This is a genomic window from Streptomyces sp. SID3343 (assembly GCF_009865215.1).
GTDB lineage: Bacteria > Actinomycetota > Actinomycetes > Streptomycetales > Streptomycetaceae > Embleya.
The window spans coordinates 1-25530 of the sequence record NZ_WWJX01001600.1; the positions used below are offsets into that span (position 1 = coordinate 1).

The window sequence follows — 25530 nt, forward strand, 5'->3', positions numbered from 1 at the left end:
CGCGCCGGCGCCGGCCGCCGTCCCGAGCAGCCAGCCCAGGATCGGCGCGACGGGAGTGGGCAACGGCACACCCCGGACCAGGATCGCGACGCCGACCGCGACCGCGGCGGGCGCCACCGCCGCGCCGGCCTTCATCGGGCCGCCCTCCAGGTCGACCGCGACCACGTAGGCCACGTCGAAGGCGGTGACCAGCGCCGCGGACGCGGTCACCGTGAGCGCGGGCAGCAGGTCGCCCGGCCGGGCTCCGCCGCGGGCCTGCAAGGCGATCACCACGAGCAACGTCACGGCCAGTACGGCCGGCACACTCGCCAGCCCCTCCGCGCCCTTGGCCAACACCGCGGCGTCGGTCGCGAAGGCCGCGAGCACGACGAGCGCGATGCCCTGCCGCGCGGGCCACATCCCGTTGAGCCGGAACCACCCGACGGCGGTGAGGACTTGGAGAAGCGCGACGCCCACCGCGAGGGCCGGCTTGCCGACGATCGCGGTCCCCGCGAGCGCGGCGGCCAGGCCCAGCGTGCACAGCGCCGGCAGCATCCCCGGGGGATCCCAGATGGGCGTCCGGGCAGCGGCTCGCGGCCCGGCGGGCTCGGGTTCGGGCGCGCGCGGGGCCGGAACGTACGCGGTCTCGGCGGCGAGCGGTTCGAGTTCGGCGCCGTGCTCCGACCCGGCCTCGACCGGACCGTCGCCGCCGAACGCGTAGTCGGCGGCGGGCTCGTAGGCCGACTCCGGTTCGTACCCGACGGCGTGGTCCGACTCGGGCCCGGCGACGATCACGGCCGGCATGACGCTCGTCGCGCCCTCGCCGGCGCCCCCGCTCGCGCCGTGTCCGCCGTTCCCCTCGCCGCCGTAGCCGTACGTGTCGTAGCCCGGCTCGGCGACCGCGGGCAGCACGTCGCCGGCGTCCGGATAGCCGTACCCGCCGGCGGGCGGGTTCGCGACCTGTTCGACGTACGACTCGGCGTAGGGCTGCTCGGCGTAGGGCCGGCCGTAGGAGTCGACGTAGGGCTGCTGCTCGGCGTACGGCTGCTCGGCGTACTGCGGGTCCGGGTAGGGCTCGGCGTACGACTGCTCGGCGTAGGGCTGCTCGCCGTACGTCTGCTCCGAGTAGGGCTGCTGTCCGGCGAAGGGTTGCTCGGCGTACGGCTGTTCGGCGTACGGCTGCTGCTGATACGCCTCCTGCCGATACTCGTGGCCGGCGTAGTCGCCGGGCTGCTGCGGGTACTGCGCGGGGTCCGGGTATCCGCCGCCGTATGCCTGGGGCACGGGCTCGTCGTAGGGCCGGCCGGGGTCGACCGCGAAGGCCGGCCCGCCCGGCTCGGGTTCGTACGCCGCCTGCTCGTACGCCGCCGGTTCCTCGTGTCGGTCGCCCGCCGGGCGACCTCGTCGGCCGCTCATCCGCCGGCGAAGGGCGGCAGCACCTCGACGGTGCCGCCCTCGGTCAGGGTGACGCCCGCGTGGTCGCGCCTGCCGACGGGGTCGCCGTCCACGACGAACGAACAGTTCGCGACGACCGCGGCGAAGCGGACCGAGTCGTCGTGCCGTTCCCGAGCCCCTCGCAGTGCCTCGGCGAGGGTGGCCGCGTCGTACGGCTCCTCGGGCGTGCCCGCGGCTTCCTTCGCCGCGGCCCAGTACCGCATGGTGCCGACCGCCATCGCGCGCGTCCTCCTGTGCGTGTGATCCCTGGAGCGCGACCGGACGATGTCGGGGCGCGCAGCATCCATGATGACGCCCCCGGCGCGCCCGACGAACCCCACGCGCCCCGCCGCGGCCCCGATCACCCTCGCGCGTTCTCCCGGGCCCATCGTCCGATCCGGCCGAGCAGGGCCGCGCCGACCGCGTTCTCGGCGTGTCCCAGACCCGGCTCGATCCACAGATGTCTGGGCTCGCGGGCCGCGTCGTGGATCTGTCGGGGGTGGTCGAGCGGGAAGTAGGGGTCGCTGTCGCCGTGCACGACGAGCAGCGGCGTGGGGGCGATCAGCGCGGCGGCCTCGAACGGCGCGAGGGGGACCGGGTCCCACTCCTCGGGGGAGATCCGGGTCCGCAGCGCGAAACGCGCGACCGCGCGGCCCGCCACCCGCTCGATCGCGAAGTGCACCCGGCGCATCGGCGGCGTGCCCCGGTAGTACCACCGCGCGGGAGCGCTCACCGCGACCACCGCGTCGACGCCGTCGTACAGCGCCGCGTGCCGCAACACCACGCCGCCGCCCATCGAGAAGCCGACCGTCACGATCCGCCGGTAGCCGAGCCTGCGGCCCCAGCCCACCGCCGCCGCCAGATCGCGCACCTCACGGTCGCCGACCGTGCTCGCCCCGCCCGAGGCACCGTGTCCGCGAAAGTCGAATCCGACCACTCCCCCGTACTCGCGCAGCCCGGCCATCACCCCCGCGACGGCGGGACGACGCCACGATCCGGTGAATCCGTGGGCGACCACGAAGCCGAGTTCGCGCGGCCCGGCGCCGTCGGGAGCAACGTGCGCGGCACTGATGCGCACGTCGTCGTCGGTGAACAGCGTGGCCTGCTCGGGTGCGGGCATCGAGGTGGACACCGGACGCGAAGGTGTCCGCAGTGCGGGAAGATCCCCGGGTCGGTCGGTTCCGTGAGGCATGTTCGCTATCCTGGCCCGGCAGGCTCACCCCTCCGATGACGGGCACACCCCAAGGACCCCAGAAGTGGTTCCCGAACGGTCACCGATTCGGACGAGTCGACAACCAATGAAGGATCCGGGCGACGAAGCCCCGGGTCCTTTCGTGTTTTAGTGGAGGTGTCCCGTTGAGTGCTCTGCTGCTGCTCACGAACGCGCTCCAGCCGTCGGCCGAGGTGCTGCCCGCACTCGGCCTTCTGCTGCATCAGGTACGGGTGGCCCCGGCCGAGGCGTCCGCCTTGGTGGACGCCCCCGCCGCGGACGTCATCCTGGTCGACGGGCGGCGGGATCTGCCCCAGGTGCGCAGTCTGTGCAGGGTCCTGCGCACCACCGGCGTCGGGGCGCCGTTGATCCTGGTGACCACCGAGGGCGGTTTGGCCGCGCTCACCGCCGACTGGGGTGTCGACGACGTCCTGCTCGACACGTCGGGGCCCGCGGAGGTCGAGGCCAGGCTTCGACTCGCGATCGGCCGGCTCCAGGCCGCGCAGGGCGCGGAGGACGAGCCGACCGAGATCCGCAACGGCGACCTGTCCATCGACGAGGCCACCTACAGCGCGAAACTGCGCGGTCGCGTGCTCGACCTGACGTTCAAGGAGTTCGAGCTGATCAAATACCTCGCGCAGCACCCCGGCCGGGTGTTCACCCGCGCCCAGTTGCTGCAGGAGGTCTGGGGCTACGACTACTTCGGCGGCACCCGCACCGTCGACGTGCACGTGCGCAGACTGCGCGCCAAACTCGGGCCCGAGCACGAGGCCCTGATCGGTACCGTCCGCAACGTCGGCTATCGGTTCGTGGTGCCTGATCGCGGGGTCGGTGAAAGCGCCCTCGCCGAGCGCACGTGAACACGACAAACCTGTTCGATCCTCCCCCTCGGCCCGTCGCCGACCCCATCATCACCACCCAAACAAGACTTATCCGGAGCAACCCGGAACACTGCCCCGTCGCTCGTCCAGGTGATGAACTCCCGTGAGTCCCACGGGTCCACGTACCTACAATGACGCCGTGCCCAAAGTGACCCGCGACGATGTCGCCCGCCTCGCGGGGACCTCCACCGCGGTGGTCTCCTATGTCGTCAACAACGGCCCGCGCCCGGTCGCTCCGGCCACGCGCGAGCGCGTGCTCGCGGCGATAGACAAGCTGGGCTATCGGCCCGACAGCGTGGCCCAGGCCATGGCCAGTCGCCGCACCAACCTCATCGGCCTCGTGCTGCCCGACGCCCGGCAGCCGTTCTTCGCCGAACTCGCGCACACCGTCGAGCAGGCCGCCTTCGAGCAGGGCCGGCTGGTGCTGATCGGCAACTCCGACTACGAGGACGACCGCGAACTGCACTACGTGCGCGCGTTCCTCGGCATGCAGGTTTCGGGTCTGGTGCTGGTCAGTCAGGGCCCCTCCGAGCGGGCCGCGCGCGAGATCGCCGCCCGCGACGTACGGGTGGTCCTGTTGCACCGGCGACCCGACGCGCTCGGCGGCGACGCGGTGACCATCGACGACGTCGAAGGCGCCTACACCGCGACCCGCCATCTCCTGGACACGCACGGCTTCACTCGGGTCGACTGCCTGGGCGGACCGCCGACCACGCCCGACTCGGGCGACCCGGTGACCGACCACGTCGCGGGCTGGCGGCGCGCGATGCACGAGCGGGGCCTGTCCACCGACGGCATCCTGCACGAGGCGCCGTTCGGCCGCTTCGGCGCCTACCAGGTCGCGTTGTCGCTGCTGTCGGGGCCCGATCGACCGCGGGCGCTGTTCTGCTCGACCGACGACCAGGCGATGGGTGTCCTGCACGCCGCCCGCGAGGTCGGGCTGCGGGTGCCCGAGGATCTCGCCGTGGTCGGCTTCGACGACATCGCCGAGTCGGCCATCGCCGACCCGCCGCTCACCACCGTCACCTCCGACCGCTCGGGCATGGCCCGTGCCGCGGTCGAACTGGCTTTGGAGCGCGAACCGGCCGCGGCCGGCGACCCGCGCATGCGCACGTTCCCGACCACCCTCGTGGTGCGCCGCAGCTGCGGCTGCGGCTGACCCCGCCTCGCCGCCCGATCGGCTCGCCCGCTCAGTACGGTGGACGCATGGACAACGCGGATGTGTCGATCGAGACGGTGAACCGGGCCCGGGCGTCGGACGTCGAAGCCGTCCTCTCCCTCGCGGAGGCCACGACCGGCACCGACGGCGCGTCGCCGCTGTCGGAGCAGTCGCGCCTGGAACTGCGGCACGGTGCGCCCGCGGCACGCGAATTGTTCGCGCGCGTCGGCGACCGGGTCGTGGGCTTCGCGCATCTGGACGCCTCCGATCCGGTCGACGGCCCCTCGGCCGAGCTGTTCGTCGGGCCCTCGGCGCGCGGCGCGGGCATCGGCCGCACTCTCCTGGAGGCGCTCGTGGCCGAGGCCGCCGGCGCCGACGAACAGGGTCGGCTGCGGGTGTGGGCGCACGGCAAGCTGCCGGCCGCCGAGCGGTTGGCCGCGGCGCTCGATTTCACCGCGTTCCGCGAGCTGTGGCAGATGCGCCGCTCGGCCGCCGCCGTGCCCGACATCGCCACGCCCGCCGACGTACGCCTGCGCGCGTTTCGCCCCGGCGAGGACGACCGGGCCTGGCTCGCGCTCAACGCGAAGGCGTTCGCGCACCACCCCGAGCAGGGCGGGTGGACCCTGGACGACCTGCGCCGACGTTTCGACGAGCCGTGGTTCGACCCGGCCGGTTTCTTCCTGGCCGAGGACGCCGCGACCGGCGAATTGCTCGGCTTCCACTGGACCAAGACGCACCCCGCGACGGGGGACACGGGCCCCTTGGGCGAGGTCTACGTGGTCGGTGTGGACCCCGCCGCGCAGGGCCGCGGCCTGGGCGCGCTGCTCACGGCCGTGGGTCTGCGCCATCTGGCCGAGCGCTCGCTCGACGGCCGACCACTGGGCGAGGTACTGCTGTACGTGGACGCCGACAACGAGGCGGCGGTCAAGGTTTACACCCGTTTGGGTTTTCGGGTGCACACGGTCGATGTGATGTACCGCCGCTGAACTGAGTGTGAAACCTGGCGAACATCTGTTTCGGCACGCCTTTGCACAGGTGCATATAGACCATCCCGAAAAGACAATGGTCTGATGAACGCCGAGACCCCCGCAGCGCGCTCCCGCCACCTGACCGTTGCCGCTCCCCGGGCGAAGGCCGCCGGTGCGGCCGAAGGGAAGGCCCCGGTCGTGGTGGCGCCACCGGATCCGGGACCCGAGCTGCCGCCCGATCGCTTCCTGGATCGTGAGGGCAGTTGGCTGGCGTTCAACGAACGCGTGCTCGAACTCGCCGAGGACCCGACCACGCCGCTGTTGGAGCGGGCCAGATTTTTGGCCATCTTCGCGTCCAACCTGGACGAGTTCTTCATGGTCCGCGTCGCCGGACTCAAGCGCCGCATCGCCACGGGCCTCGCGCTCAAGGCCGCGAGCGGGCTGCAACCGCGCGAGGTACTGGAGAACATCTGGTCGCGCAGCCGCGCGCTGATGGCCCGGCATGCCACGTGCCTGCACCACGACGTGCTCCCCGCGCTGGGTGAATCGGGCATCGAACTGCTGCGCTTCGACGACCTGACCGACGGCGAACGCCAGTCGCTGTACGCGCTCTTTCGCGAACGCGTCTTCCCGGTGCTCACGCCGTTGGCGGTCGACCCCGCGCACCCGTTCCCGTACATCTCGGGCCTGTCGCTCAACCTCGCGGTGGTCGTGCGCAACCCGCGCTCGGGCAACGAGCACTTCGCCCGGGTCAAGGTGCCGCCGCTGCTGCCGCGCTTCGTGGAGACCTCGCCGGCGCGGTTCGTCCCGCTCGAAGAGGTGATCGCCGAGTTCCTGGGCGACCTGTTCCCGGGCATGGACGTACTCGGCCACCACGCGTTCCGGGTCACCCGCAACGAGGACCTGGAGGTCGAGGAGGACGACGCGGAGAACCTGCTCCAGGCCCTGGAGCGGGAGCTGATGCGCCGCCGCTTCGGCCCGCCCGTGCGCCTGGAGGTCGAGGAGACGATCGACCCGCACGTACTCGACCTGCTCGTGCGCGAGTTGGGCGTGGGCGAGAAGGAGGTATATCCGCTGCCGGGGCCGCTGGACCTCACCGGTCTGCACGCGATCGCCGACCTGGACCGACCCGAGCTCAAGTTCCGCGCGTTCGTCGCCGGCACCCACCGCGACCTGGCCGAGGTGGAGACCGCGCAGGCCGCCGACGTGTTCGCCGCGATGCGCAAGCGCGACGTCCTGGTGCACCACCCCTACGACTCGTTCGCGACGTCGGTCCAGGCGTTCCTGGAGCAGGCCGCGTCCGACCCGCACGTGCTCGCGATCAAGCAGACCCTGTACCGCACGTCCGGCGACTCGCCGATCGTCGACGCGCTCGTGGACGCGGCCGAGTCCGGCAAGCAGGTGCTCGTCCTGGTCGAGCTCAAGGCGCGGTTCGACGAGCACGCCAACATCACCTGGGCCCGCAAGCTCGAACAGGCCGGCTGCCATGTCGTGCACGGCGTGGTCGGGCTCAAGACGCACTCCAAGCTGTCCCTGGTGGTTCGCCAGGAGGGCGACGCGCTGCGCAGGTATTGCCACATCGGCACCGGCAACTACAACCCCAAGACGGCCCGCCTCTACGAGGACCTGGGCCTGCTCACCGCCGACCCGCAGGTCGGCGAGGACATGTCGAACCTGTTCAACCGGCTCTCGGGCTACTCGCGCGCGCAATCGTTTCGGCGCCTGCTCGTGGCCCCGCATTCGTTGCGCAACGGGCTCGTCGAGCGGATAGAGCGCGAGGTGGCCAACCACGAGCAGGGGCTGCCGGCGTACGTGCGGCTCAAATCCAACTCGCTCGTCGACGAGATCATCATCGACGCGCTGTATCGGGCCTCACAGGCCGGTGTTCCGGTCGATCTGTGGATCCGGGGCATCTGCGCGCTGCGCCCCGGGGTTCCCGGACTGTCCGAGAGCATCCGAGTCCGCAGTATTCTCGGCCGATTTTTGGAACACTCTCGGATATGGGTGTTCGCCGGCGGCGGCGAACCCGAGGTGTGGATCGGCAGTGCCGACCTCATGCACCGCAACCTCGACCGCCGGGTCGAGGCGGCGGTGCGGCTGCGCGGCGATCGGCATCGCGACGAGATGACGTCCTTCATGGACCTGGGGATGAGCGAGGAGAGCGCGTCCTGGCACCTGGATCGGGACGGCACCTGGACCAGACATGTGACCGCCGCCGACGGCACCCGGCTTCGTGACGTGCAGGAGCACCTCATCGAGACCCGGAGGCGCAGACGTGGCCCGGAGTAAGCACACGGCGACGACGATCCCGCGGCCGCGCGCCGCGGCCGAAATCGGTTCGGCCGGGGAGGTGTTGCTCGCCCACCTGGTCGGTGAGGCGGGCGCGTTCATCGATCAGCTTCCTCGGCTGGACGCCCACGAGGAGGACGCCGCGCACAGTGCGCGGGTCGCCGCCCGACGGATGCGCAGCGCGCTGGGGACGTGCGGGCCGTTGCTGGAGACGGAGTCGGCCCAGGCGCTGCGCGGGCGCTTACGCGACGCGGCGAACGCGTTGGCGGGCGAGCGGGACGGCGAGGTGCTCATGGAGCGACTGCTCGCCGACCTGGACGCGTTGCCGGAGCGTCCGGGCTCGGTTCGGGCGCGCACGCTGGTGCGACGCCGCCTGCACGCCGACCTCGGCGCCGGGCGCGACCGCGCCCGTGAGGCGCTGGGCACGCACGTGTTCACCGAGTTGTGCGGTCGGCTCGTCGAGCCGGCCCTGGGCCTGACCTTCACCGAGCGGGCGGCGGCCCCGGGCGCCGAGGTCGTCCCGAAACTGGTCGCCAGGACCGTGCGCCGCTTGGACCGCGCGGTCGCGAACCTGCCGCTGACCGCGGCCGCCGTGCCCTATCCGGCGGACGTCGAGACGTTCACCCCCTATGCGGGCACCGACGACGAGCACTGGCACCGGGTCCGGATCCTGGCCAAGCGGGCGCGCTACGCGGCCGACATGACGGTGCCGGCCTTCGGCGCCCCCGCCGCCCGCCTCGCGCGTCGGCTCAAGGCGGTCACCGAGGTGCTCGGCGTGCATCAGGACGCGACGATGGCGGCGACGTTGGTCGCGGACCTGGCCGCGCGGCCGCGCGTGGGCGGGCCGGCCGCGTTCGTGCTGGGCGAGTTGTACGCCCGCCAGCGCCTGGCGGCGACCACGCAGCGGCACGCGCTGACCCGGGTGTGGCCCAAGGCGACGGGGCCCGACGTGAGGGCGTGGCTCGATGTCGACCGGTGACGGGTCAAGCGAGGCGAGCGCGTGGGCGGACCGGGTGCCGGTGCTCGCGGCGGGCGCGGTGTTGTGGCGGCGCAACGGGCGAGAGACCGAGGTCGCGCTCGTGCACCGGCCGCGCTACGACGACTGGTCGTTTCCCAAGGGCAAGTCGAAGCCGGGTGAGCCCGCGGTGGTCGCCGCGGTGCGCGAGGTCGCCGAGGAGACCGGCCACCGCGCGGTGCTCGGCCGCGAGTTGGGGGTGCGCAGCTATCCGCTGCGGTCGGGGGATCGGCTGAAGATCAACCGCTACTGGGTCGCCGAGGCGGTCTCGGGATCCTTCGTCCCCAACGACGAGGTGGATCGGATCTGGTGGGGGCCGGCGGAGGAGGCCGCCGCGCGGACGAGCGACCCCGAGTACACCGAGTCGCTGATCACCGCGTTGCGCAGCGGTCCGCCGGCGGCGACGGTGCCCGTGCTCGTGGTGCGACCGGGTCCGGCTTTCGCGCGGGAGTTGGCGCCGATGCTGACCGCGTTCGGTCCGACGGATGTCCACGGCTGCGCGGAAGCGTCGGCCGTCGCGACGCTGGAGCCGTTCGTGGCGGCGTCGGGGGCGCGGGTGTCGCGGTCGCCGCGCACGGTGGCCGACGCGGTCCGGTCGGGCCGCCCGACCGTGTTGTGCGCGCAGGGTTCGCACCCGTTTTCCTCGGCCGACGCCCCGGCCGGCGCGCGTCTGCCGGCCGAGCCCTTGCTGCCCGCGGAGTTCGCGGTTTTGCACGTTCACGCGGGACGGGTGGTGTCGACGGCGCGATACGCCCCGTACCCCACGGGAAGCTGAGCGCTCGGTCATGACGAGGACACGGTTTCCGCAACGTCGTGTCGGCTTTGGGTGAACGTGGGATGAACGGCGTCCGAACGGCCCGACAAGGCCCCAGTTCAGCGCCGGTATATGCATACATCGACCGACAATTCACCCAGCGGTCGGCTTATCTGACTCGACCGTTCGAGTTCACCCTCGGTTCACTTTCCCCGGCGGATCGCTTCATTCGCACGGCCTAACTTCATGGACGAGGGCGGTCACTCGGACCGCCACACCACGAGTTGAGTTCGATCGAAAGAGGGAGCGCCGTGACCATTCGGCCCCGCAGTGTCCGTCGCGGTATCGGCTTCACCGGCCTTGCCCTCGCCGGCGCGCTCACGCTGGCCGCGTGTGGCTCCGACGACAACAGCTCCGGCAACGACACCACGTCGACGAAGGCCGCCGGCGCGCCTGCCGCCGAGGCTCCCAAGGGCGACTGCGCGACCGGCAAGCTCGCCGCCGCCGGGTCGAGCGCCCAGAAGAACGCCCTCGACGAGTGGGCGAAGGCCTACCAGGCCAAGTGCAACGGTGCCTCGATCGACTACGCGTCCTCGGGTTCCGGCGCGGGCCGCCAGTCGTTCTTCGACAAGCAGGTCACCTTCGCCGGCTCCGACTCGGCGCTCAAGCCCGAAGAGGTCGCCAAGGCCGGCGCGGCGTGCGCCCCCGGCCAGGCGATCAACCTTCCGATGGTGACCGGCCCGATCGCGGTGGCGTACAACGTCCCCGGCGTCAAGGACATCGTCCTGGACGCGAAGACGATCGCCGGGATCTTCTCGGACAAGATCAAGAAGTGGGACGCGCCCGAGATCAAGGCGCTGAACCCGAACGCGACGCTGCCGTCGACGGCCATCCAGACCGTGCACCGGTCCGAGGCCTCCGGCACCACCGAGAACTTCACCAAGTACCTCAAGGCCGCCGCCGGCGCCGACTGGACCTTCGACGCGGCGCAGGACTGGAAGGCCCCGGCCGGCCAGGGCGCCAAGGGCAGCGAGGGCGTCGCCTCCATCGTGAAGCAGACGCAGGGCGGCATCGGCTACATGGAGCAGTCCTTCGCCGAGAACTCGGGCCTGGGCATCGCGCTGATCAACACGGGCGCCGCGGCTCCGGTCAAGCTCACCCCCGAGTCGGCCGGCAAGGCCGTCGAGGCCGCCACGATCGAGGGCACCGGCAACGACCTCAAGCTCAAGGTCGACTACGCGACCAAGGTCGAGGGTGCCTACCCGATCATCCTGGTCACGTACGAGATCGTCTGCGAGAAGGGCACCCCGGCGGACAAGCTCCCGCTGCTGAAGTCCTTCCTGAACTACACCTCCAGCGCCGAGGGCCAGAAGGTGCTTTCGGGCATCGGCTACGCGCCGCTCCCGACGACGGTGGCCGACAAGGTTCGCGCCGCCGTGGCCGGTCTGTCCTAGTCCGAGCCCGCTGAGCGACCGACTCGTACGGAGAGAGATGTCCACCACCACCCCCACCGCACCGGCGGAACCCGAGCGCCCGGCCCCCGCGCCGGCCAAGCGCACCAAGGTTCGGCTCGGCGACCGGATCTTCTCCGGTGCCTCCCGCGGCGCCGGCATCAGCCTGCTGGCCATCATGGCCGCGATCGCGATCTTCCTCGTGGTCAAGGCTACGGACGCACTGTCGAAGAACCAGGGCAGCTTTCTGACCGACCAGGGCTGGGACCCGAACGCGGCCAAGCCCGCCTTCGGTGTCGTCACCCTGGTGTTCGGCACGGTTGTCAGCGCCGGCCTCGCGATGCTCATCGCGGTGCCGGTCGCGGTGGGGGTGGCGCTGTTCATCACGCACTACGCCCCGCGGCGGATCGCCCAGACGCTGGGCTACGTCATCGACCTCCTGGCGGCCGTGCCCAGCGTGGTCTACGGCCTGTGGGGGGCCGTCTTCCTGGCCCCCAAGATGCTGGGGCTGCACGACTGGCTGTCCACCTACCTCGGCTGGATCCCGCTGTTCGACAAGGAGCAGGCGGGCGTCACCGCACGCACGCTCTTCACCGTCGGCGTCGTCCTGGCGATCATGATCCTGCCGATCATCGCGGCGGTCTCCCGGGAGATCTTCCTCCAGGTGCCCCGCGCCCACGAGGAGGCCGCGCTCGCGCTCGGCGCCACGCGCTGGGAGATGATCCGGGTCGCGGTCCTGCCCTACGGCAAGCCCGGCATCATCAGCGCCTCGATGCTGGGCCTGGGCCGCGCGGTGGGCGAGACGATCGCGGTGGCGATGATCCTGTCGCCCAGTTTCCTGGTGTCGGTGCACATCCTCGACCCGGGCAACAACACGATCGCGGCGAACATCGCCAACCAGTTCGGCGAGTCGGGCGACGTGGGCCGCGGCGCGCTGATCGCCTCCGGTCTCGTCCTGTTCGTCATGACGCTGCTGGTCAACGGTGCCGCACGCGTGGTCATCAACCGGCGCAAGCAGTTCTCTGGAGCGAACTCATGACCGTCCTCGACACGGGCGACAAGCGCCCGGGCATCGGCACGGACACGGTGGAGGTCGGCACCGGACGCGCGGACCCGCGCCCGGTCTCGCTGACCCGCCGGACGCTGCCGCGTCAGGTGCCGTGGGCCATCGCCGCGGCTGCGATCGTGCTCCTGGTGCTGCTCAAGCTGGTCCAGGGCAACTGGGGCCTGGCGGTCTTCCTGTCGGGCATCGCGTTCATCGTGGCCCTGACGGCGGTCTCGTGGCACTTCGAGGACAGCCGCCGGGCCCGTGACCGGTTCGCCACGAGCCTGATCTCCACGACGTTCGTGCTCGCCGTGCTGCCGCTGGTCTCGCTGCTCGGCTACACGATCCAGCGCGGCGTCGACAAGCTCACGCCCTACTTCCTGTCCCACTCGATGCGCGGGGTGGGCTCTCGCGACGACACCGGCGGCGTCTACCACGCGATCATCGGCACAGTGGAACAGGTCGGCCTCGCCGCGCTCATCGCGGTGCCGATCGGCCTGCTCACCGCGATCTACCTCGTCGAGTACGGGCGCGGTCGGCTCGCCAAGACCGTGACGTTCTTCGTGGACGTCATGACGGGCCTGCCCTCGATCGTCGCGGGTCTGTTCATCTACGCCTTCTGGATCCTGATGCTCGGCTTCGAGGCGTCCGGCTTCGCCGGCTCGCTCGCGCTGATGATCCTGATGCTGCCGACCGTCGTGCGCTCCGCCGAGGAGATGCTCAAGCTCGTCCCCAACGAGCTGCGCGAGGCCAGTCTGGCCCTGGGCATCCCCAAGTGGCGCACGGTGCTCAAGGTCGTCCTGCCCACCGCCTTCGGCGGCATCATCACCGGCGTGATGCTCTCCATCGCCCGCGTGATCGGCGAGACCGCGCCGCTGCTGCTGCTGGTCGGCCTCACCCAGTCGATCAACACGAACCCGTTCACGGGCTGGCAGTCGGCGCTCCCGCTGTTCGTCTTCGACCAGAACCACGCGGGCAACAAGTTCGCCGAGGAACGTGCCTGGGCGGGCGCGCTCACGCTGATCCTCATCGTCATGATCCTCAACCTGGCGGCGCGCCTGATCGCGCGTTGGAAGGCACCGAAGGCGGGCCGATGAAGCTCAAGGCACGGGACGCGGCCTCGGCCGGGTCCGATCACGGCACCGACACTCGTACCGATTCAGAGGCAGGAATGACCAAGCGCATCGAAGTAGCCGGACTGAACGCCTACTACGGCTCGAACAAGGCCGTCGAAAACATCTCGATGACCGTCGAGCCGCGTTCGGTCACGGCCTTCATCGGTCCTTCCGGCTGTGGCAAGTCCACCTTCATCCGGACCCTGAACCGCATGCACGAGCTCATCCCGGGCGCCCGGGTCGAGGGCTCGGTCGCGCTCGACGGGCAGGACCTGTACGGACACGAGATCGACCCGGTCGCGGTGCGCCGCACGGTCGGCATGGTGTTCCAACGACCCAACCCGTTCCCGACGATGTCGATCTACGACAACGTCGCGGCCGGCCTCAAGCTCGCGGGCGTCAAGAAGAAGGGCGACCTCGACGCGATCGTCGAGCGCTCGCTGCGCGGCGCGAACCTGTGGACCGAGGTCAAGGACCGGCTGAACAAGCCCGGCGCGGGCCTGTCCGGCGGCCAGCAGCAGCGACTGTGCATCGCGCGCGCGATCGCGGTCGAGCCGCAGGTGCTGCTGATGGACGAGCCGTGCTCGGCCCTCGACCCGATCTCCACGCTCGCGATCGAGGACCTGATCGCGCTGCTCAAGGAGCGCTACACGATCGTCATCGTGACCCACAACATGCAGCAGGCCGCGCGCGTCTCCGACAAGACGGCGTTCTTCAACCTCGCGGGTCCGGGCCAGCCCGGTCGCCTCGTGGAGATCGGCGACACCGAGAAGATGTTCTCGGCGCCGACCCAGGAGGCCACCGCCGACTACATCGCCGGCCGGTTCGGCTGAGGCCGGGACACCACGTGGACATGCGAGAGGGCCCGCACCGGGACAGGTGCGAGCCCTCTCGTGGCATATCCGGGACATCTCGCGGATGTCGCGCGTGGGTCGGCGGGTCAGCCCACGATCAGGTGGGCGATCCAGTAGGTCAGGGCCGCCACCGCGCCCGCCGCGGGCATCGTGGTGAACCAACCGATCAGGATGTTCTTCGCGACGCCCCAGCGCACGGCCTTGACCCGCTTGGTGGCGCCGACACCCATGATCGCCGACGTGATGATGTGCGTCGTGGAGATGGGCGCCTTGAAGACGTAGGCCGTCGTGTACAGGATCGACGCGGCCGTGGCCTCGGCGGCGAAGCCCTGCGGCGGGTCCAGCTCGATGATCTTGCGGCCGAGCGTGCGCATGATGCGCCACCCGCCCGCGTAGGTGCCCAGCGACAGCGTGATCGCGCAGGCGAACTTCACCCACACGGGAATGCCGTCGCCTTCGTGACGGCCACTGATCACCAGCGCCATGACCACGATGCCCATCGTCTTCTGGGCGTCCTGGATGCCGTGCCCGAGCGCCATGCCGGCCGCCGAGACGGTCTGCGCTATCCGGAATCCGCGCTTTGCCTTGTGCGGGTTGGACTTGCGGAACAACCAGATGATTCCGACCATCACCAGGTAGCCGACCACGAGGCCGACGATGGGCGACAGGAACATCGGAACGACGACTTTTTCGATCACACCGTCCCAGTGGACGGTGCTGGAGCCCGCGAGCGCGGCGCCGACGAGACCACCGAACAGCGCGTGCGACGAGGACGAGGGCAGGCCGAAGTACCAGGTCAGCAGGTTCCAAAAGATCGCGCCGACGAGCGCCGCGAACAAGATGACCAAGCCCTGATGGCCTTCGGGTGTGGCGATCAGCCCTTCGCTGACGGTTTTCGCGACGCCTTCCCCGAGGAAGGCGCCCGCGAGGTTCATCACCGCGGCCATGGCCAGCGCCGCGCGCGGCGTCAGTGCCCGAGTGGACACCGAGGTGGCGATGGCGTTGGCCGAGTCGTGGAAACCGTTGGTGTAGGTGAAGAACAGCGCGACACCGACGACAAGAATCAGACCAGCGAGATCCACTGGCTCAGGACTCCTTGACGGCGATCGTCTCGACCGTGTTGGCCACGTGCTCGAAACCGTCGGCGGCCTCTTCGAGCACGTCGACGATGCCCTTGAGCTTGAGCACCGTCAGCGCGTCGTACGCACCACTGAACAGGTGGGCCAAAAGCTTGCGGTGGATCTGGTCGGCCTGGTTCTCCAGGCGGTTGATCTCGATCCAGTACTCGGTCAGGTCCTTCATCGTGCGCAGCCTGGGCATCGCCTCCGCGGTCAGCTCCGAGGCCCGCACGAGCACCTCGATCTGATCCGCGACCTGCGGCGGGAGTTCGTCGAGCTGATACAGCACGACCAGGTCGACGGCCTCTTCCATGTAGTCCATGACGTCGTCCAGTTGCGACGCGAGGGCGTAGATGTCCTCACGGTCGAACGGCGTGATGAAGGAGGCGTTGAGCTGGCGCATGATCGCATGCGTGGTGTCGTCACCGGCATGCTCGGCCGCGCGCATCCGTTCGGCGATCTCCGGACGAGCGGAGACCTCTGCGCCGAGCAACTCCGTGAGGAGCTTGGATGCGGTGACCAGGTTGCTCGCCGCGGCGGCGAACATGTCGTAGAAGCTCGTTTCCCTGGGGGTCAGACGCAATCGCACTTGAGGTCTCCGGGATAATGAAAGTGGTCGGCGTCGATGCTAGGCGCTCTTGCGGTCATGCACGTAAACCGGGGAGTCGACACGAACCCCGACCGTACCCAGCGGTAACGGGACGCACGCGCACCGCGACGAACGGGCACGTGGAACCGCCCGTTCCGCCGGCCCGGACGCCCGTCACAACGCCAGAGTATGGGTGCGGGCGGCTCCTCGGGGACAGGGCCGCCTACCCTCGACCCATGTCGCCCACATCACACGAAGCGGACCCGCGCACCGGGAGGAGCATCACGGTCGACGCGCGACCCGAGACGATATTCGCGGTTTCGGCCGATCCGCGCAGGCACCACGGGACGCACGATTCGGGCACCGTACGCCGGCCGATCGACGGTCCCGAACGGCCGACCACAGGGTCGCGATTCGGGGTGGCGATGCGCCCGGGGCGGTTGTACCGAGCGCACGACACCATGGTCGAATTCGAGCCGGATCGGCTCCTCGCGTGGCGCCGGTTCGGCGGTCGCGATCGCGATCGCGGGCACATTCGCGCGGTCGAAGCAGTTGACGGAGTGGGCGAAACGCTTGCCGGATATACCCCCCGGGGGTAAATTCTCCACCAGGGCGATTTCGGGTATGTGGGACACGGCCGCACGAATACGGGAGACGACGGTGGAACAGGAACCGCAGGCGCTCGCACACGCGGACGCGAAGGAAACACCCGCCGGGCACGAGCACGGTTACAGCGGGCGCAAGGACGAGCACCTCAAGCGACTGCGGCGAGTCGAGGGGCAGGTCCGCGGTCTGCAGCGGATGGTCTCCGAGGACGAGTACTGCATCGACATCCTGACCCAGGTCTCGGCGGCGACGAAGGCGTTGCAGTCCTTCGCGCTGAGCCTGCTCGAGGAGCATCTCGGGCACTGCGTCGCGAACGCGGTCGAGAAGGGCGGGCCCGAGGCGGACGCCAAGGTCAAGGAGGCGTCCCAGGCAATCGCACGCCTGGTGCGCTCCTGAGCCCGCGGCGACGGGGGCCGGCCCGGGTGTGGGCCCCGGAGATCCGGCCGCCGAGCCCGAGCACGGCGTCGATCTGGGCCTGGGTCAGCGGGCCCTCGCTCGCCGACGCCGCGATCATCAGGTCGCCGTAGAGCTCGATCTCGTCGAGGACGACGTGGTCGTGCACGCGCCGATCGGAGAACCGTGACACCCACACCACCTCCTCGCGCTTGCCCGGACGGGCCCCTCGCCCATTCAGCGTAGGGCTGGGCCCGCGGTGCGGACATGGCACGCCTGGGTCATATGGGGACCGCCCACAACGGCGCCGCGGAAGTGACTCGGCCGCGCTCGGCGGAAGTAGACTCAGCCGCGCTTGCCGGTGGGCGCCGGCGCGCCCGACGCCTTGGCCGGCGGTGTCGACGGGGCCGGCGGCACGTAGATGTCCTTTTCGGCCGGCACCGTGACGTCGACCCGCACGCCGAAGTCGTACAGCTCCGCGCCCGAGACCACCTTCGTGGTCGGGGCGGGCTTCGCGCCGTCGCTCGGGCCCATCAGGAACGCGAACTGCTCCTCGACCTTGCGCAGTCGACCGGTCTCGTCGAGGTAGGCGTCGAACGGGATCGGCGCCTTGTCGAAGGTCTTCAGCGCCGCCGCCAACGGACCGCGCACCTCGGGTGGGGTCAGGTCGTGCGCCTTGCGGATGTCGAGCGTGCCCTTGTAGTGCCGGACGGTGTCGTTGCCGAGCTTCTCGGTGCCCACGAGCACGACGTCGTCGTTGACGCCTCGCAATATCTCGAAGGACGTCCCGGGATCGGTGCCGCCACCGCTGACCAGGTTGCCGTCACCGAGTCCCGCGATCGAGAGCTTGATCCACTTGTCCTTGGGGATCCCCGGTGCCGCGTTCTTCATGTAGAGCGCGTCGGGGGTGAGGATCTCCTGGAGGGGTCCCGCGATGCCGGAGTCCTTGGGGGCGTCGATGGTGAGCGAGCCGACGTGGCGGACGTAGTCGAACGTGCCTTCCCCGGTGAGCGTGACCACGCGCCGGTCGGACTGCATCGTCATGGTGGTGCGGGTACGCGAACTCTTCGCGCTCGTGGTGACGTCGGCCGCCTTGCGAATCGCGAGCGCCGCGCCGGGGGCCGGCGTGGGAGCCTTCCCGGTCTCCTGGAGCCGTGCGCCCTCGGGTTGCACGTCGTCACCCTGACAACCGGTGATCCCGGCCAGGACCAGGGCGCAGCAGGCGCCCGTGAGCGCGGTACGGACCAACATGTCGGGTTCTCCCGGGATGCTCGGATACGCCGTGTGACAACGCGCCACGCGGCGGGCGGCTCCTGGGGACAACGAGCGGCGGGACGGGCGGTTACGGCCGTTCGGGGGAGGCCGGGTCGGTGCGCGGCGCGGCCGGGCCCAGGCGGGACCACGCGAGGTGGCGGCGCGTCAGCTCCTGGGCGGCGTCCGGGTCCCGGGCGGCTATGTGGTCGAGCAGGTGGTGGTGCGCGGCGCCGATCCCGCCCGGGTCGGAGTTCTCGGCGAGCGGCCTCGGACCGTACAGCCGGGCCTGGGCCCGCAGTTCGGCCACCACGCGTACCAGCCGGGCGTTGCCGGCCAGCCCGAGCAGGTGGGCGTGGAAGCGGTCGTCGGCGTCCACGTAGTCGACCACGTCGGCGCGCGACACCGCGTCGGCGATGTCGTCGGCGAGCGCTCGCAGGCGCGGCAGTTCGGCGGCGCAGCCGTCTCGGGCGAGGCTGCCGACGGTGGGTATCTCCAGGAGTTCGCGCAGCCGGTGGATGTCGTCCAGATCCGCCGCGGTCATGCTGCGGACTCGAAATCCCTTGTTGCGCACGGGCTCGACCAGGCCGTCCTTGGCCAGATCGAGCAGGGCCTCGCGCACGGGGGTCGCGGACACCCCGAAGCGGGTCGCGAGCGCCGGCGCGGAATAGACCACGCCCGGTTGCATCCGGCCCGCGACCAGGGCCGCCCGCACCGCGCGCGCGACCTGCTCGCGCAGGCTCAGCCGTTCGCCCAGCAGGCCCGCGTCGCGGCCGATCACGGCGTCGCCGGCGACGCTGTCGGACGGTGTGCGGGTGGGTGACGTGCTCTGGGCCGCCACGCTGTCGGTCGGTTCGGTGTCCATCGGTTGAGCCCCCGCTCCCCTCGGCCGTGCCGCCGTCAGGCGACCGGGCGCGGCCCGGTCGCGACCAACGGGCGCAGCGGTCCCTGTTCGACCATGCGTACGACGGGCACGAGCGCGCGGACCACGATCATCGAGCCGAGCAGCGCCACGAACGTGCCGAGCGCGAAGCCGGCGAGCACGTCGGTCGGGTAGTGCACGCCCACATACAGCCGGGAGAAGCCGGTGAACACCGACGCGAGCACCGCGAACACGCCCAGCCGCCGGTCGACGAGCAGGATCCCGACCGCGAGCGCCATCGTGGTCAGCGCGTGGTCCGACGCGAACGACGGGTCGGTCTTGCCCTCGATGAGCACGTGCAGCCCGTCGTGGCTCAAAAACGGCCTCGGTCGGTCCACCCACGTGCGCAGCGGCGCGTTGGCCAGCTCCGCGACCAGGGCCGCCAACGGGGCCCAGATCAGGCCCGCGACGGCCACCGTGTGATCCGCGCGCCCGCGAGCGCGCCACCACGCGAACAGCCCGAGGGCGGCGAGTACGGCGAACATGCCGTACTCGCCCATGAACTCCATGAACCCGTGCGCCCACGAGGTGTGCTCGGTGAGACCGTTGACGTCACGCAACACCTCGATGTCGAGGTTGTCGTCGGTACTCTCCGCCAGAACCTGCAAGGACACTCGGGAACCCCTTCGAGCGGTAGTGCTGTCTCGGTACTACTTCTTCTCGTACGCCGCGACGACCTCGGCCATCGGACCGTCCATCTTGACCAGGCCCTGGTCGATCCAGATCACCCGATCGCACGTGTCGCGGATGGATTTCATGCTGTGGCTGACCAGGAAGACCGTGCCGGCCTCCTTGCGCAGCTCGCGGATGCGCGCCTCGCTCTTGAGCTGGAACTCGCGGTCGCCGGTGGCCAGTGCCTCGTCGATCATCAGCACGTCGTGGCTGCGGGCCGCCGCGATCGAGAACCTCAGGCGGGCGGCCATGCCGGACGAGTAGGTCCGCATCGGCAGCTTGGTGAAATCCTTGCCGTTGTAGTCGTCGAGCCCGGAGAAGGAGGCGATCTCGTCGTAGCTCGCCTCGGCCTCGGCCTGGGTCATGCCCATCGCCAGGCAGCCCAGGATGATGTTGCGCTCGCCCGTGAGGTCGTTCATCATCGCCGCGTTGACGCCCAGCAGCGACGGCTGGCCGTCGCTGTAGATCTTGCCGGTGGTCGGCGGCAGCAGGCCCGCGATGCACTTGAGCAGCGTGCTCTTGCCCGATCCGTTGCGGCCGATCAGGCCGATGGCCTGACCCTTGTACGCGACGAAGCTGACGCCGCGCACGGCATGCACCTCGGTGATCCCGGCGGCCTTCTTGCGCAACGCCAGGCGCGACAGCGCGGAGGTCGCGCTGCCCTTGCCCGCGGAGGCGCCGTGGACGCGGTAGATCAGGTGGACGTCGTCGACCACGACCGTGGGGGCGATCTCGGGCTCGGCGGCAGCGGCGGGTTCGGGCACGTCGACCTCCGGCGGCGCGGCGGCGTCCGCCCAGTTCAGGATCGTGGGCTGGTCAGCCACGGCCGTACCTCTCTTCCGCCTGCCAGAAGTAGACGAACCCGCCCACGCCCAACAGCAGGGCCCACCCGACGGCGAGGCCCCAGGTGTAGACGGAGATGTCCGTGTGACTTTCGATCAACGAGTCGCGGATGAGTTCGATGTAGACCGAGCCGGGGTTGGCCTTGAGGGCGTAGGCGATCCAGGACGGCGCGCTCTTGGTGTACGCGGAGATGCTGTAGAAGACGCCGCTCGTGTACAACCACGTCCGCAGGATGAACGGCAGCAGTTGCTTGATGTCCGTCAGCACCGCACCGATCCGCGCCAGGATCAGGCTCAGTCCGATGTTGAAGACGAACTGGAGGATGAGCGCGGGCACCACGTACAACCACTTGAGCGTGAGCGGCTCGCCGGTGCCGAGCACGATCGCGCACAGGACGACCATCGAGAACAGCAACTGCTGGAGCTGGACGATGGTGAACGAGATCGGCAGGCACGCACGGGGGAAGTGCAGCGCGCGGATCAAACTGAGCTGGTCGCTGATCGCGCGGCTGCCCGCGAGCACCGCGCTTTGGGTGAACGTGAACACGAAGATGCCGGTGACCAGATACGCGACGTAGTTGTCGATGTTCTTGTTGGTCTTCACCAACTGGCCGAAGATCAGGTAGTACACCGCGGCGTTCATGAGCGGGGTGAGGACCTGCCACACCTGGCCCAGCTTGGCCGTGCTGTAGGTGGCCCGAGTCTTGGCGTTGGCGAACGCCACGATGAAGTGGCGGCGCCGGTAGAGCTCCTTGACGTAGGACACCAAACCGGGACGTGCACCACTGACCGTGAGCTTGTAGCGGGCGGCGAGATCCGCCAGGGATTCGGTTGTGCCGGGGGGCGCCGACGTCCCCTGCGGGCTCAGGGTGTCGGCCTGCGCACTGTTGGCCACGTTGACACTTTCGTCTGCGTCGGATCGAAACGGTACGAAGATTCCAGCCTGTCAGATGACGGGCGGACGGCCGAGTCTGGTCATCCGCCAGACCGTGCGCCACGACATCGCCTTGCGAGGACCGCTGGGGGTCTGCCAGCCCTCGCGGAATCCGGCGGCCCATGCCCGTGCGGCCTCCTTGGAGGGCCGACGGGCGGCCGTGAGCACCACCCAGGTACCCAGGTAGGCGGGCACGAGCGGCCACGGCAGGTTGCGGCGGGCCAGGTATACGCGGTTGCGGGCGTTCATCCGAAAGAAGGCCGCGTGCCGGGCCGGACTCGTCTTGGGATGTTCCAGGACGATGTCGGAGCGGTACTCGATCTCCCAGCCCGCGTCGAGCGCGCGCCACGCGAGGTCGGTCTCCTCGTGGGCGTAGAAGAAGTCGTCGGGCAGACCGCCGACCTCGCGCAGCACCGCGCCGCGCACCGCGCTCGCGCCGCCGAGGAACGTGGTGACCGGCCCCGAGCGCAGCGGGTCGCCCACGCGCACGCGAGGCACGTGTCGCCGCTGGGTCTCGCCGCTGTCCGGGTCCACGATCCGGAAGCTGACGATGCCCAGGCGCGGGTTGGCCGCGAACGCCTCGCGCAGCAGCCGGGCCGCGTCGGTGCCCGCGAGTCGGCCGTCGTCGTCGAGGTAGAGCACGACGTCGGTGTCCTCGCGCAGGGCGTCGGTGCCGACGTTGCGGCCGGCGGGGATGCCGACGTTCTCCGGCAGGGCCACGCCGGTCGCGCCCTCGGGCAACTGCGGCAGCGGGCCGCCGTTGGCCACGACGACGACCGGGATCGGTGCGCCCTCCTGGTCGGCGACCGAGCGCAGCAGCCGGTTCAGCTCGTCGGGACGATCGCCCATGGTCAGTACGACGGTGCCGAGCGTGACCCGCTCGGCCTTGCTCGGGCCGGCCGCCGGGGCGGGCCCGGGTGCGGCCTCGGCGGTCATCGGAGCCTGCTCGACATCAGCACGCTGACCAGGTGCAACACGGTCTGCAGAAGCGCGATGGCGGCGAGCGCGGTGACCGCGATGCGGCTGTACAGCAGGCCGCCGTCGTCGAGGACCAGATCGAGCACGCCCGCCAGGAGCAGGAAGATCGACGCCTCGACGGCGCCGACCAGGCGGTGGAACTTGAGCGAGGCCACGATCTTGCGCAGCGACGCGGCGCCCGACGAGCGCGGCACGGCGGCGGCGTCCTGGACCGGCGGCAGGCCGCTCTTGGCGCGGGCGCCGTCGACCAGGTCGGTCTCGGACTTGATCAGGATCGCGCCGAGGGCGGCGACCACGCCGAGCGTGGCATAGCCGTTGAAGCCGCCGCCGTCGAGCACTCCCGCGGCGTGCAGGCCGGCGCCGCTGAGCAGCGCGGCCTCGGAGAGGTAGTGGCCGACCCGGTCGAGGTAGACACCGGTGACCGAGGTCTGCCGGCGCCAGCGGGCCACCTCGCCGTCGATGCAGTCGAGCAGCAGGTACAGCTGCACGAGCACGAGTGCGGCGAGCGGGCCGGCGATGCCGGGCAGGATCAGGGCGGCGCCGGCGGCGATGCCGGCGAGGATCATCAGATAGGTGAGGCCGTTGGGCGTCACCCGGGTCCCGACGATGCGTCGGGTGACCTGGAGGGAAATCTGCCTCATGTAGATGCGCCCGGCCCAGTGTTCGCCACTGCGCCGGTCGAGCAGGCCCTCGGGGTGTACGACCGAGCGAAGCTCAGCCGCCGTAGGTGTTGACATATTCGGTCACCGAATCCCGGATGGCGTCATTGTCGAGGTCGAGATGTTCGAGGATGGTGAACCGCCCCGGACGGGTCTGGGGCGCATGGCTCACGGCCTTGACGAATTCGTCGATGGTCAGGCCGAGATGCTCCGGCACGACCGGAAGCTTGTGTCGATCCAGCGTGCTCGTCAAGAGCCGGGTCAGCTCGACGTCGCCGCGCAGGTGGGTGGCGAACGCGGCTCCCAGGCCCACCTGTTCGCCGTGCAGGCCGTCGTGTCCGTCGCGCTCGCCGTACATCAGGTCGATCGCGTGCGAGATCTCGTGGCACGCGCCACTGCACGGGCGGGTGGTGCCCGCCACGGACATCGCGATGCCGGAGAGGACCAGTCCCTCGGCCAGCGCCACCAGGAAGTCGTCGTCCTCGATGCTGCCGGGGCGGTGCAGGATCGAGTCGCCGGAGGTGCGCGCGAACGCGGCGGCGAGCCCGTCCACCTGCTCGCCGGTCTCGCGTTGGGACAGCTCCCAGTCGGCGACCGCGCACAGGTTGGACAGCGACTCGCCGACGCCGGAGCGCACGAAGCGCTGCGGCGCGGCGCGCACCAGGTCGAGGTCGACGATCAGGGCGATCGGCGTGGGCACGCCGTAGGAGCCGCGACCCGCGTCGTTGTCGAGGATGCTCACCGGCGAGGCGATGCCGTCGTGGGCGAGGTTGGTGGCGACGGCGACCATGGGCAGGCCCACCCGCGCCGCGGCGTACTTGGTCGCGTCCAGGACGCGGCCGCCGCCGAGGCCGACCACCGCGTCGTAGGAGCCGGCCCGCATGCGGTCGGCCAGGTCGACGGCGGCGGTCAGCGTGCCGCCGGCGACCGTGTACCACTCGGCGCCCGGCAGCTGTGGCGCGAACCGCTCCCGCAGTCGGGCCCCGGAACCTCCGCTGACCACGACCGCGACGCGTCCCGAGGTGGACACCCGTCGGTCGGCCAGGATGGACGCGAGATCGTCGACGGCCCCCGCTCTGATGTCGACGGTGAGCGGGGTGGGGACCAGTCGGGTCAGTACCGGCACGCGATCTCCCGGGCAACCATCAGGTCTTCGGTGGTGTCGATCTCGGTCCAGTCGACCCGGGTGTCGGGCGCGCTGATCGGCTGCACGTCGACCCGGCCGCCGCGGTTGACGAGCTCCTGGTAGCCGTCCTCGTAGTACAGCTGGGGGTCGGCCTCGAAGGTCGCCTTGAGCGATTCGACCAGTGCCGGGGCCGCGTGGCCCTCGATCAGCGTGACGCCGATGTACTCGCCGGCCGCCTCGGCCGGGTCCATCAGCTTGGTGATCCGGCGCATCCGGCCGACCGCGTCGAGGGTGACCTTCATTTCCTCGTCGGCGAGCGGCTTGGCGGTGTCCAGCGCGAGGATGATGCCCTTGCCCGGGTCCGCGGCGTCGCGTGCGTCCAGCATCGTGCGCTGGACCGAGAGCGGGTGCAGGGTGTCGCCGTTGCACAGCAGTACGCCGTTGGCGAGGTGATCGCGCGCGCACCACAGGGAGTAGGCGTTGTTCCACTCCTCGGCCTTGTCGTTGTCGACCATGTGCAGCTTGAGGCCGTAGCGGCTCTGCAGCGCGTCCTGGCGCTCGCGGATCGCGTCGCCGCAGTAGCCGACGACGATCGCGGCCTCGGTCAGGCCGACCGCGGCGAAGTGGGAGAGGGTGACCTCCAGGATCGACCGTTGGCTGTCCGGCTCGCCGGGCGCTCCCACCGGCACCAGGGCCTTGGGCAACGTGTCGGTGTGCGGGCGCAGCCGGCGGCCTGCGCCGGCTGCGAGGACAAGGCCGATCATGAGGAGTCTCCAGTTCGATCGGAGACCGCTGCCGCGGTCTCCAGGGGGCGGTGTGACGACGTCGGGGCCGAGGGGGCCGGTCCCACCGGGGTGACGTCGTCGATGTCCGGGCGCGCTCCACGCACCCAGAACACGATGCTCTCGGTGAGCACGATCGCCGCGAGGACGCCGGCCGTGACGACCAGGCCGACCCGGAGCGGGGTCGCGCCCAGTGCCGCGAGCACGGTCACCAGGAGCACTCGCCCCTCGTGACCGAGGACCAGCCACACCAGGGCCCGGGGAGGGGCCCCGTAGCCGCCGCGCAGGCGGTACACCGTGTCGTAGTGATGGTAGGCGGTGGCCGCCACCAGACCGAAGGCCGCGGCGACCGAAGCCGGCACCACCTGTGCCGCCAGGATCGTGATCGCGGCGTATTCGGCGGCCCGGAAGATCGGCGGCACGACCCAGTCGAGCCGGCGCACGAGCGGGCGGCCGACGGCGAGACCCGCGCACAGTGCGTAGACGCCGGCTCCGGCGAGGCCC

27 protein-coding genes are annotated in these 25530 nt (G+C 70.6%); 11 read left to right on the top strand and 16 right to left on the bottom strand.

Features of this window, described 5'->3' with window-relative positions:
• The 3 genes from GT354_RS50755 to GT354_RS50765 all read right to left on the bottom strand — a co-directional run.
• Positions 1-1395 (bottom strand): hypothetical protein (locus GT354_RS50755; protein WP_161365066.1); only part of this gene is annotated, 1395 nt, incomplete at its 3' end.
• Positions 1392-1652, bottom strand: a complete 261-nt coding sequence (locus GT354_RS50760; protein WP_161365068.1) for a MoaD/ThiS family protein — start codon at positions 1650-1652, stop codon at positions 1392-1394. The genes GT354_RS50760 and GT354_RS50755, both read right to left, overlap by 4 nt.
• 122 nt (positions 1653-1774) lie before the next feature.
• Complete coding sequence (locus tag GT354_RS50765) at positions 1775-2605, bottom strand: alpha/beta fold hydrolase (RefSeq protein WP_237536250.1); 831 nt, start codon at positions 2603-2605, stop codon at positions 1775-1777.
• A 164-nt stretch (positions 2606-2769) separates the two neighbouring features.
• On the opposite strand from GT354_RS50765, the gene GT354_RS50770 reads away from it, so the two are divergent.
• The 10 genes from GT354_RS50770 (at position 2770) to pstB (ending at position 14133) form a co-directional block, all read left to right on the top strand.
• Positions 2770-3483: a response regulator transcription factor gene (locus tag GT354_RS50770; protein WP_161365070.1), complete on the top strand. Its 714-nt coding sequence runs from the start codon at positions 2770-2772 to the stop codon at positions 3481-3483.
• Between the two features lie 160 nt (positions 3484-3643).
• Positions 3644-4663: a LacI family DNA-binding transcriptional regulator gene (locus GT354_RS50775; RefSeq protein ID WP_161365072.1), complete on the top strand. Its 1020-nt coding sequence runs from the start codon at positions 3644-3646 to the stop codon at positions 4661-4663.
• 47 nt (positions 4664-4710) lie between these two features.
• Positions 4711-5649, top strand: coding sequence for a mycothiol synthase (mshD, locus tag GT354_RS50780; RefSeq protein ID WP_161365074.1), 939 nt, complete (start codon positions 4711-4713; stop codon positions 5647-5649).
• 84 nt (positions 5650-5733) lie between these two features.
• Positions 5734-7920 carry an RNA degradosome polyphosphate kinase gene (locus GT354_RS50785; RefSeq protein WP_161365077.1) on the top strand — a complete coding sequence of 729 codons (2187 nt, stop codon included), beginning with the start codon at positions 5734-5736 and terminating at the stop codon, positions 7918-7920.
• Complete coding sequence (locus tag GT354_RS50790) at positions 7907-8899, top strand: CHAD domain-containing protein (RefSeq protein ID WP_161365079.1); 993 nt, start codon at positions 7907-7909, stop codon at positions 8897-8899. The genes GT354_RS50785 and GT354_RS50790 overlap by 14 nt, the downstream gene beginning before the upstream one ends.
• Positions 8886-9710, top strand: a complete 825-nt coding sequence (locus tag GT354_RS56990) for an NUDIX domain-containing protein (protein ID WP_161365081.1) — start codon at positions 8886-8888, stop codon at positions 9708-9710. Before GT354_RS50790 ends, GT354_RS56990 begins: the two co-directional genes overlap by 14 nt.
• 290 nt (positions 9711-10000) lie before the next feature.
• Entirely contained in the window at positions 10001-11143 is a 1143-nt protein-coding gene (gene pstS / locus GT354_RS50800; protein WP_161365083.1) for a phosphate ABC transporter substrate-binding protein PstS, read from the top strand.
• A gap of 37 nt (positions 11144-11180) precedes the next feature.
• The gene (gene pstC / locus GT354_RS50805) at positions 11181-12179 is read left to right on the top strand and encodes a phosphate ABC transporter permease subunit PstC (RefSeq protein ID WP_161365085.1); all 999 of its coding nucleotides are present in this window, start codon (positions 11181-11183) and stop codon (positions 12177-12179) included.
• Positions 12176-13282, top strand: coding sequence for a phosphate ABC transporter permease PstA (gene pstA / locus GT354_RS50810; protein WP_161365088.1), 1107 nt, complete (start codon positions 12176-12178; stop codon positions 13280-13282). Before pstC ends, pstA begins: the two co-directional genes overlap by 4 nt.
• Before the next feature lie 74 nt (positions 13283-13356).
• Positions 13357-14133, top strand: a complete 777-nt coding sequence (gene pstB / locus GT354_RS50815; RefSeq protein WP_161365109.1) for a phosphate ABC transporter ATP-binding protein PstB — start codon at positions 13357-13359, stop codon at positions 14131-14133.
• A 107-nt stretch (positions 14134-14240) separates the two neighbouring features.
• Here pstB and GT354_RS50820 read toward each other — a convergent pair whose 3' ends face one another.
• Both GT354_RS50820 and GT354_RS50825 read right to left on the bottom strand, forming a co-directional pair.
• A complete protein-coding gene (locus tag GT354_RS50820) occupies positions 14241-15236 on the bottom strand; it encodes an inorganic phosphate transporter (protein ID WP_161365090.1) in 996 nt (331 codons plus the stop codon).
• 4 nt (positions 15237-15240) lie between these two features.
• On the bottom strand, positions 15241-15861 hold the full coding sequence (locus GT354_RS50825; protein ID WP_020552276.1) for a DUF47 family protein: 621 nt from the start codon (positions 15859-15861) through the stop codon (positions 15241-15243).
• A 660-nt stretch (positions 15862-16521) separates the two neighbouring features.
• Between GT354_RS50825 and GT354_RS50830 the strand changes: the two genes are divergently transcribed.
• Positions 16522-16863 carry a metal-sensitive transcriptional regulator gene (locus GT354_RS50830; protein WP_346012533.1) on the top strand — a complete coding sequence of 114 codons (342 nt, stop codon included), beginning with the start codon at positions 16522-16524 and terminating at the stop codon, positions 16861-16863.
• Here GT354_RS50830 and GT354_RS53185 read toward each other — a convergent pair.
• The 11 genes from GT354_RS53185 to GT354_RS50880 all read right to left on the bottom strand — a co-directional run.
• Positions 16820-17053: a hypothetical protein gene (locus GT354_RS53185; protein WP_202513207.1), complete on the bottom strand. Its 234-nt coding sequence runs from the start codon at positions 17051-17053 to the stop codon at positions 16820-16822. The genes GT354_RS50830 and GT354_RS53185 overlap by 44 nt on opposite strands.
• Before the next feature lie 152 nt (positions 17054-17205).
• Entirely contained in the window at positions 17206-18111 is a 906-nt protein-coding gene (locus GT354_RS50835; RefSeq protein ID WP_161365094.1) for a hypothetical protein, read from the bottom strand.
• Positions 18112-18202: 91 nt separating this feature from the next.
• Positions 18203-18976: a GntR family transcriptional regulator gene (locus GT354_RS50840; protein ID WP_161365096.1), complete on the bottom strand. Its 774-nt coding sequence runs from the start codon at positions 18974-18976 to the stop codon at positions 18203-18205.
• A 35-nt stretch (positions 18977-19011) separates the two neighbouring features.
• Positions 19012-19647: a phosphatase PAP2 family protein gene (locus tag GT354_RS50845; RefSeq protein ID WP_346012534.1), complete on the bottom strand. Its 636-nt coding sequence runs from the start codon at positions 19645-19647 to the stop codon at positions 19012-19014.
• A 36-nt stretch (positions 19648-19683) separates the two neighbouring features.
• Entirely contained in the window at positions 19684-20469 is a 786-nt protein-coding gene (locus tag GT354_RS50850; protein ID WP_346012535.1) for an ABC transporter ATP-binding protein, read from the bottom strand.
• A 52-nt stretch (positions 20470-20521) separates the two neighbouring features.
• Positions 20522-21442: an ABC transporter permease gene (locus GT354_RS50855; protein ID WP_161365098.1), complete on the bottom strand. Its 921-nt coding sequence runs from the start codon at positions 21440-21442 to the stop codon at positions 20522-20524.
• A gap of 51 nt (positions 21443-21493) precedes the next feature.
• Positions 21494-22417, bottom strand: a complete 924-nt coding sequence (locus GT354_RS50860; RefSeq protein WP_161365100.1) for a glycosyltransferase family 2 protein — start codon at positions 22415-22417, stop codon at positions 21494-21496.
• Positions 22414-23196, bottom strand: a complete 783-nt coding sequence (locus GT354_RS50865) for a CDP-alcohol phosphatidyltransferase family protein (protein WP_161365102.1) — start codon at positions 23194-23196, stop codon at positions 22414-22416. Before GT354_RS50865 ends, GT354_RS50860 begins: the two co-directional genes overlap by 4 nt.
• A complete protein-coding gene (locus tag GT354_RS50870) occupies positions 23174-24244 on the bottom strand; it encodes an iron-containing alcohol dehydrogenase family protein (protein ID WP_161365103.1) in 1071 nt (356 codons plus the stop codon). The genes GT354_RS50865 and GT354_RS50870 overlap by 23 nt, the downstream gene beginning before the upstream one ends.
• Positions 24232-25008 carry a phosphocholine cytidylyltransferase family protein gene (locus GT354_RS50875; RefSeq protein ID WP_161365105.1) on the bottom strand — a complete coding sequence of 259 codons (777 nt, stop codon included), beginning with the start codon at positions 25006-25008 and terminating at the stop codon, positions 24232-24234. The genes GT354_RS50870 and GT354_RS50875 overlap by 13 nt, the downstream gene beginning before the upstream one ends.
• On the bottom strand, positions 25005-25530 hold a 526-nt coding region (locus GT354_RS50880; RefSeq protein WP_237536251.1), incomplete at its 5' end, for a DUF5941 domain-containing protein. The genes GT354_RS50875 and GT354_RS50880, both read right to left, overlap by 4 nt.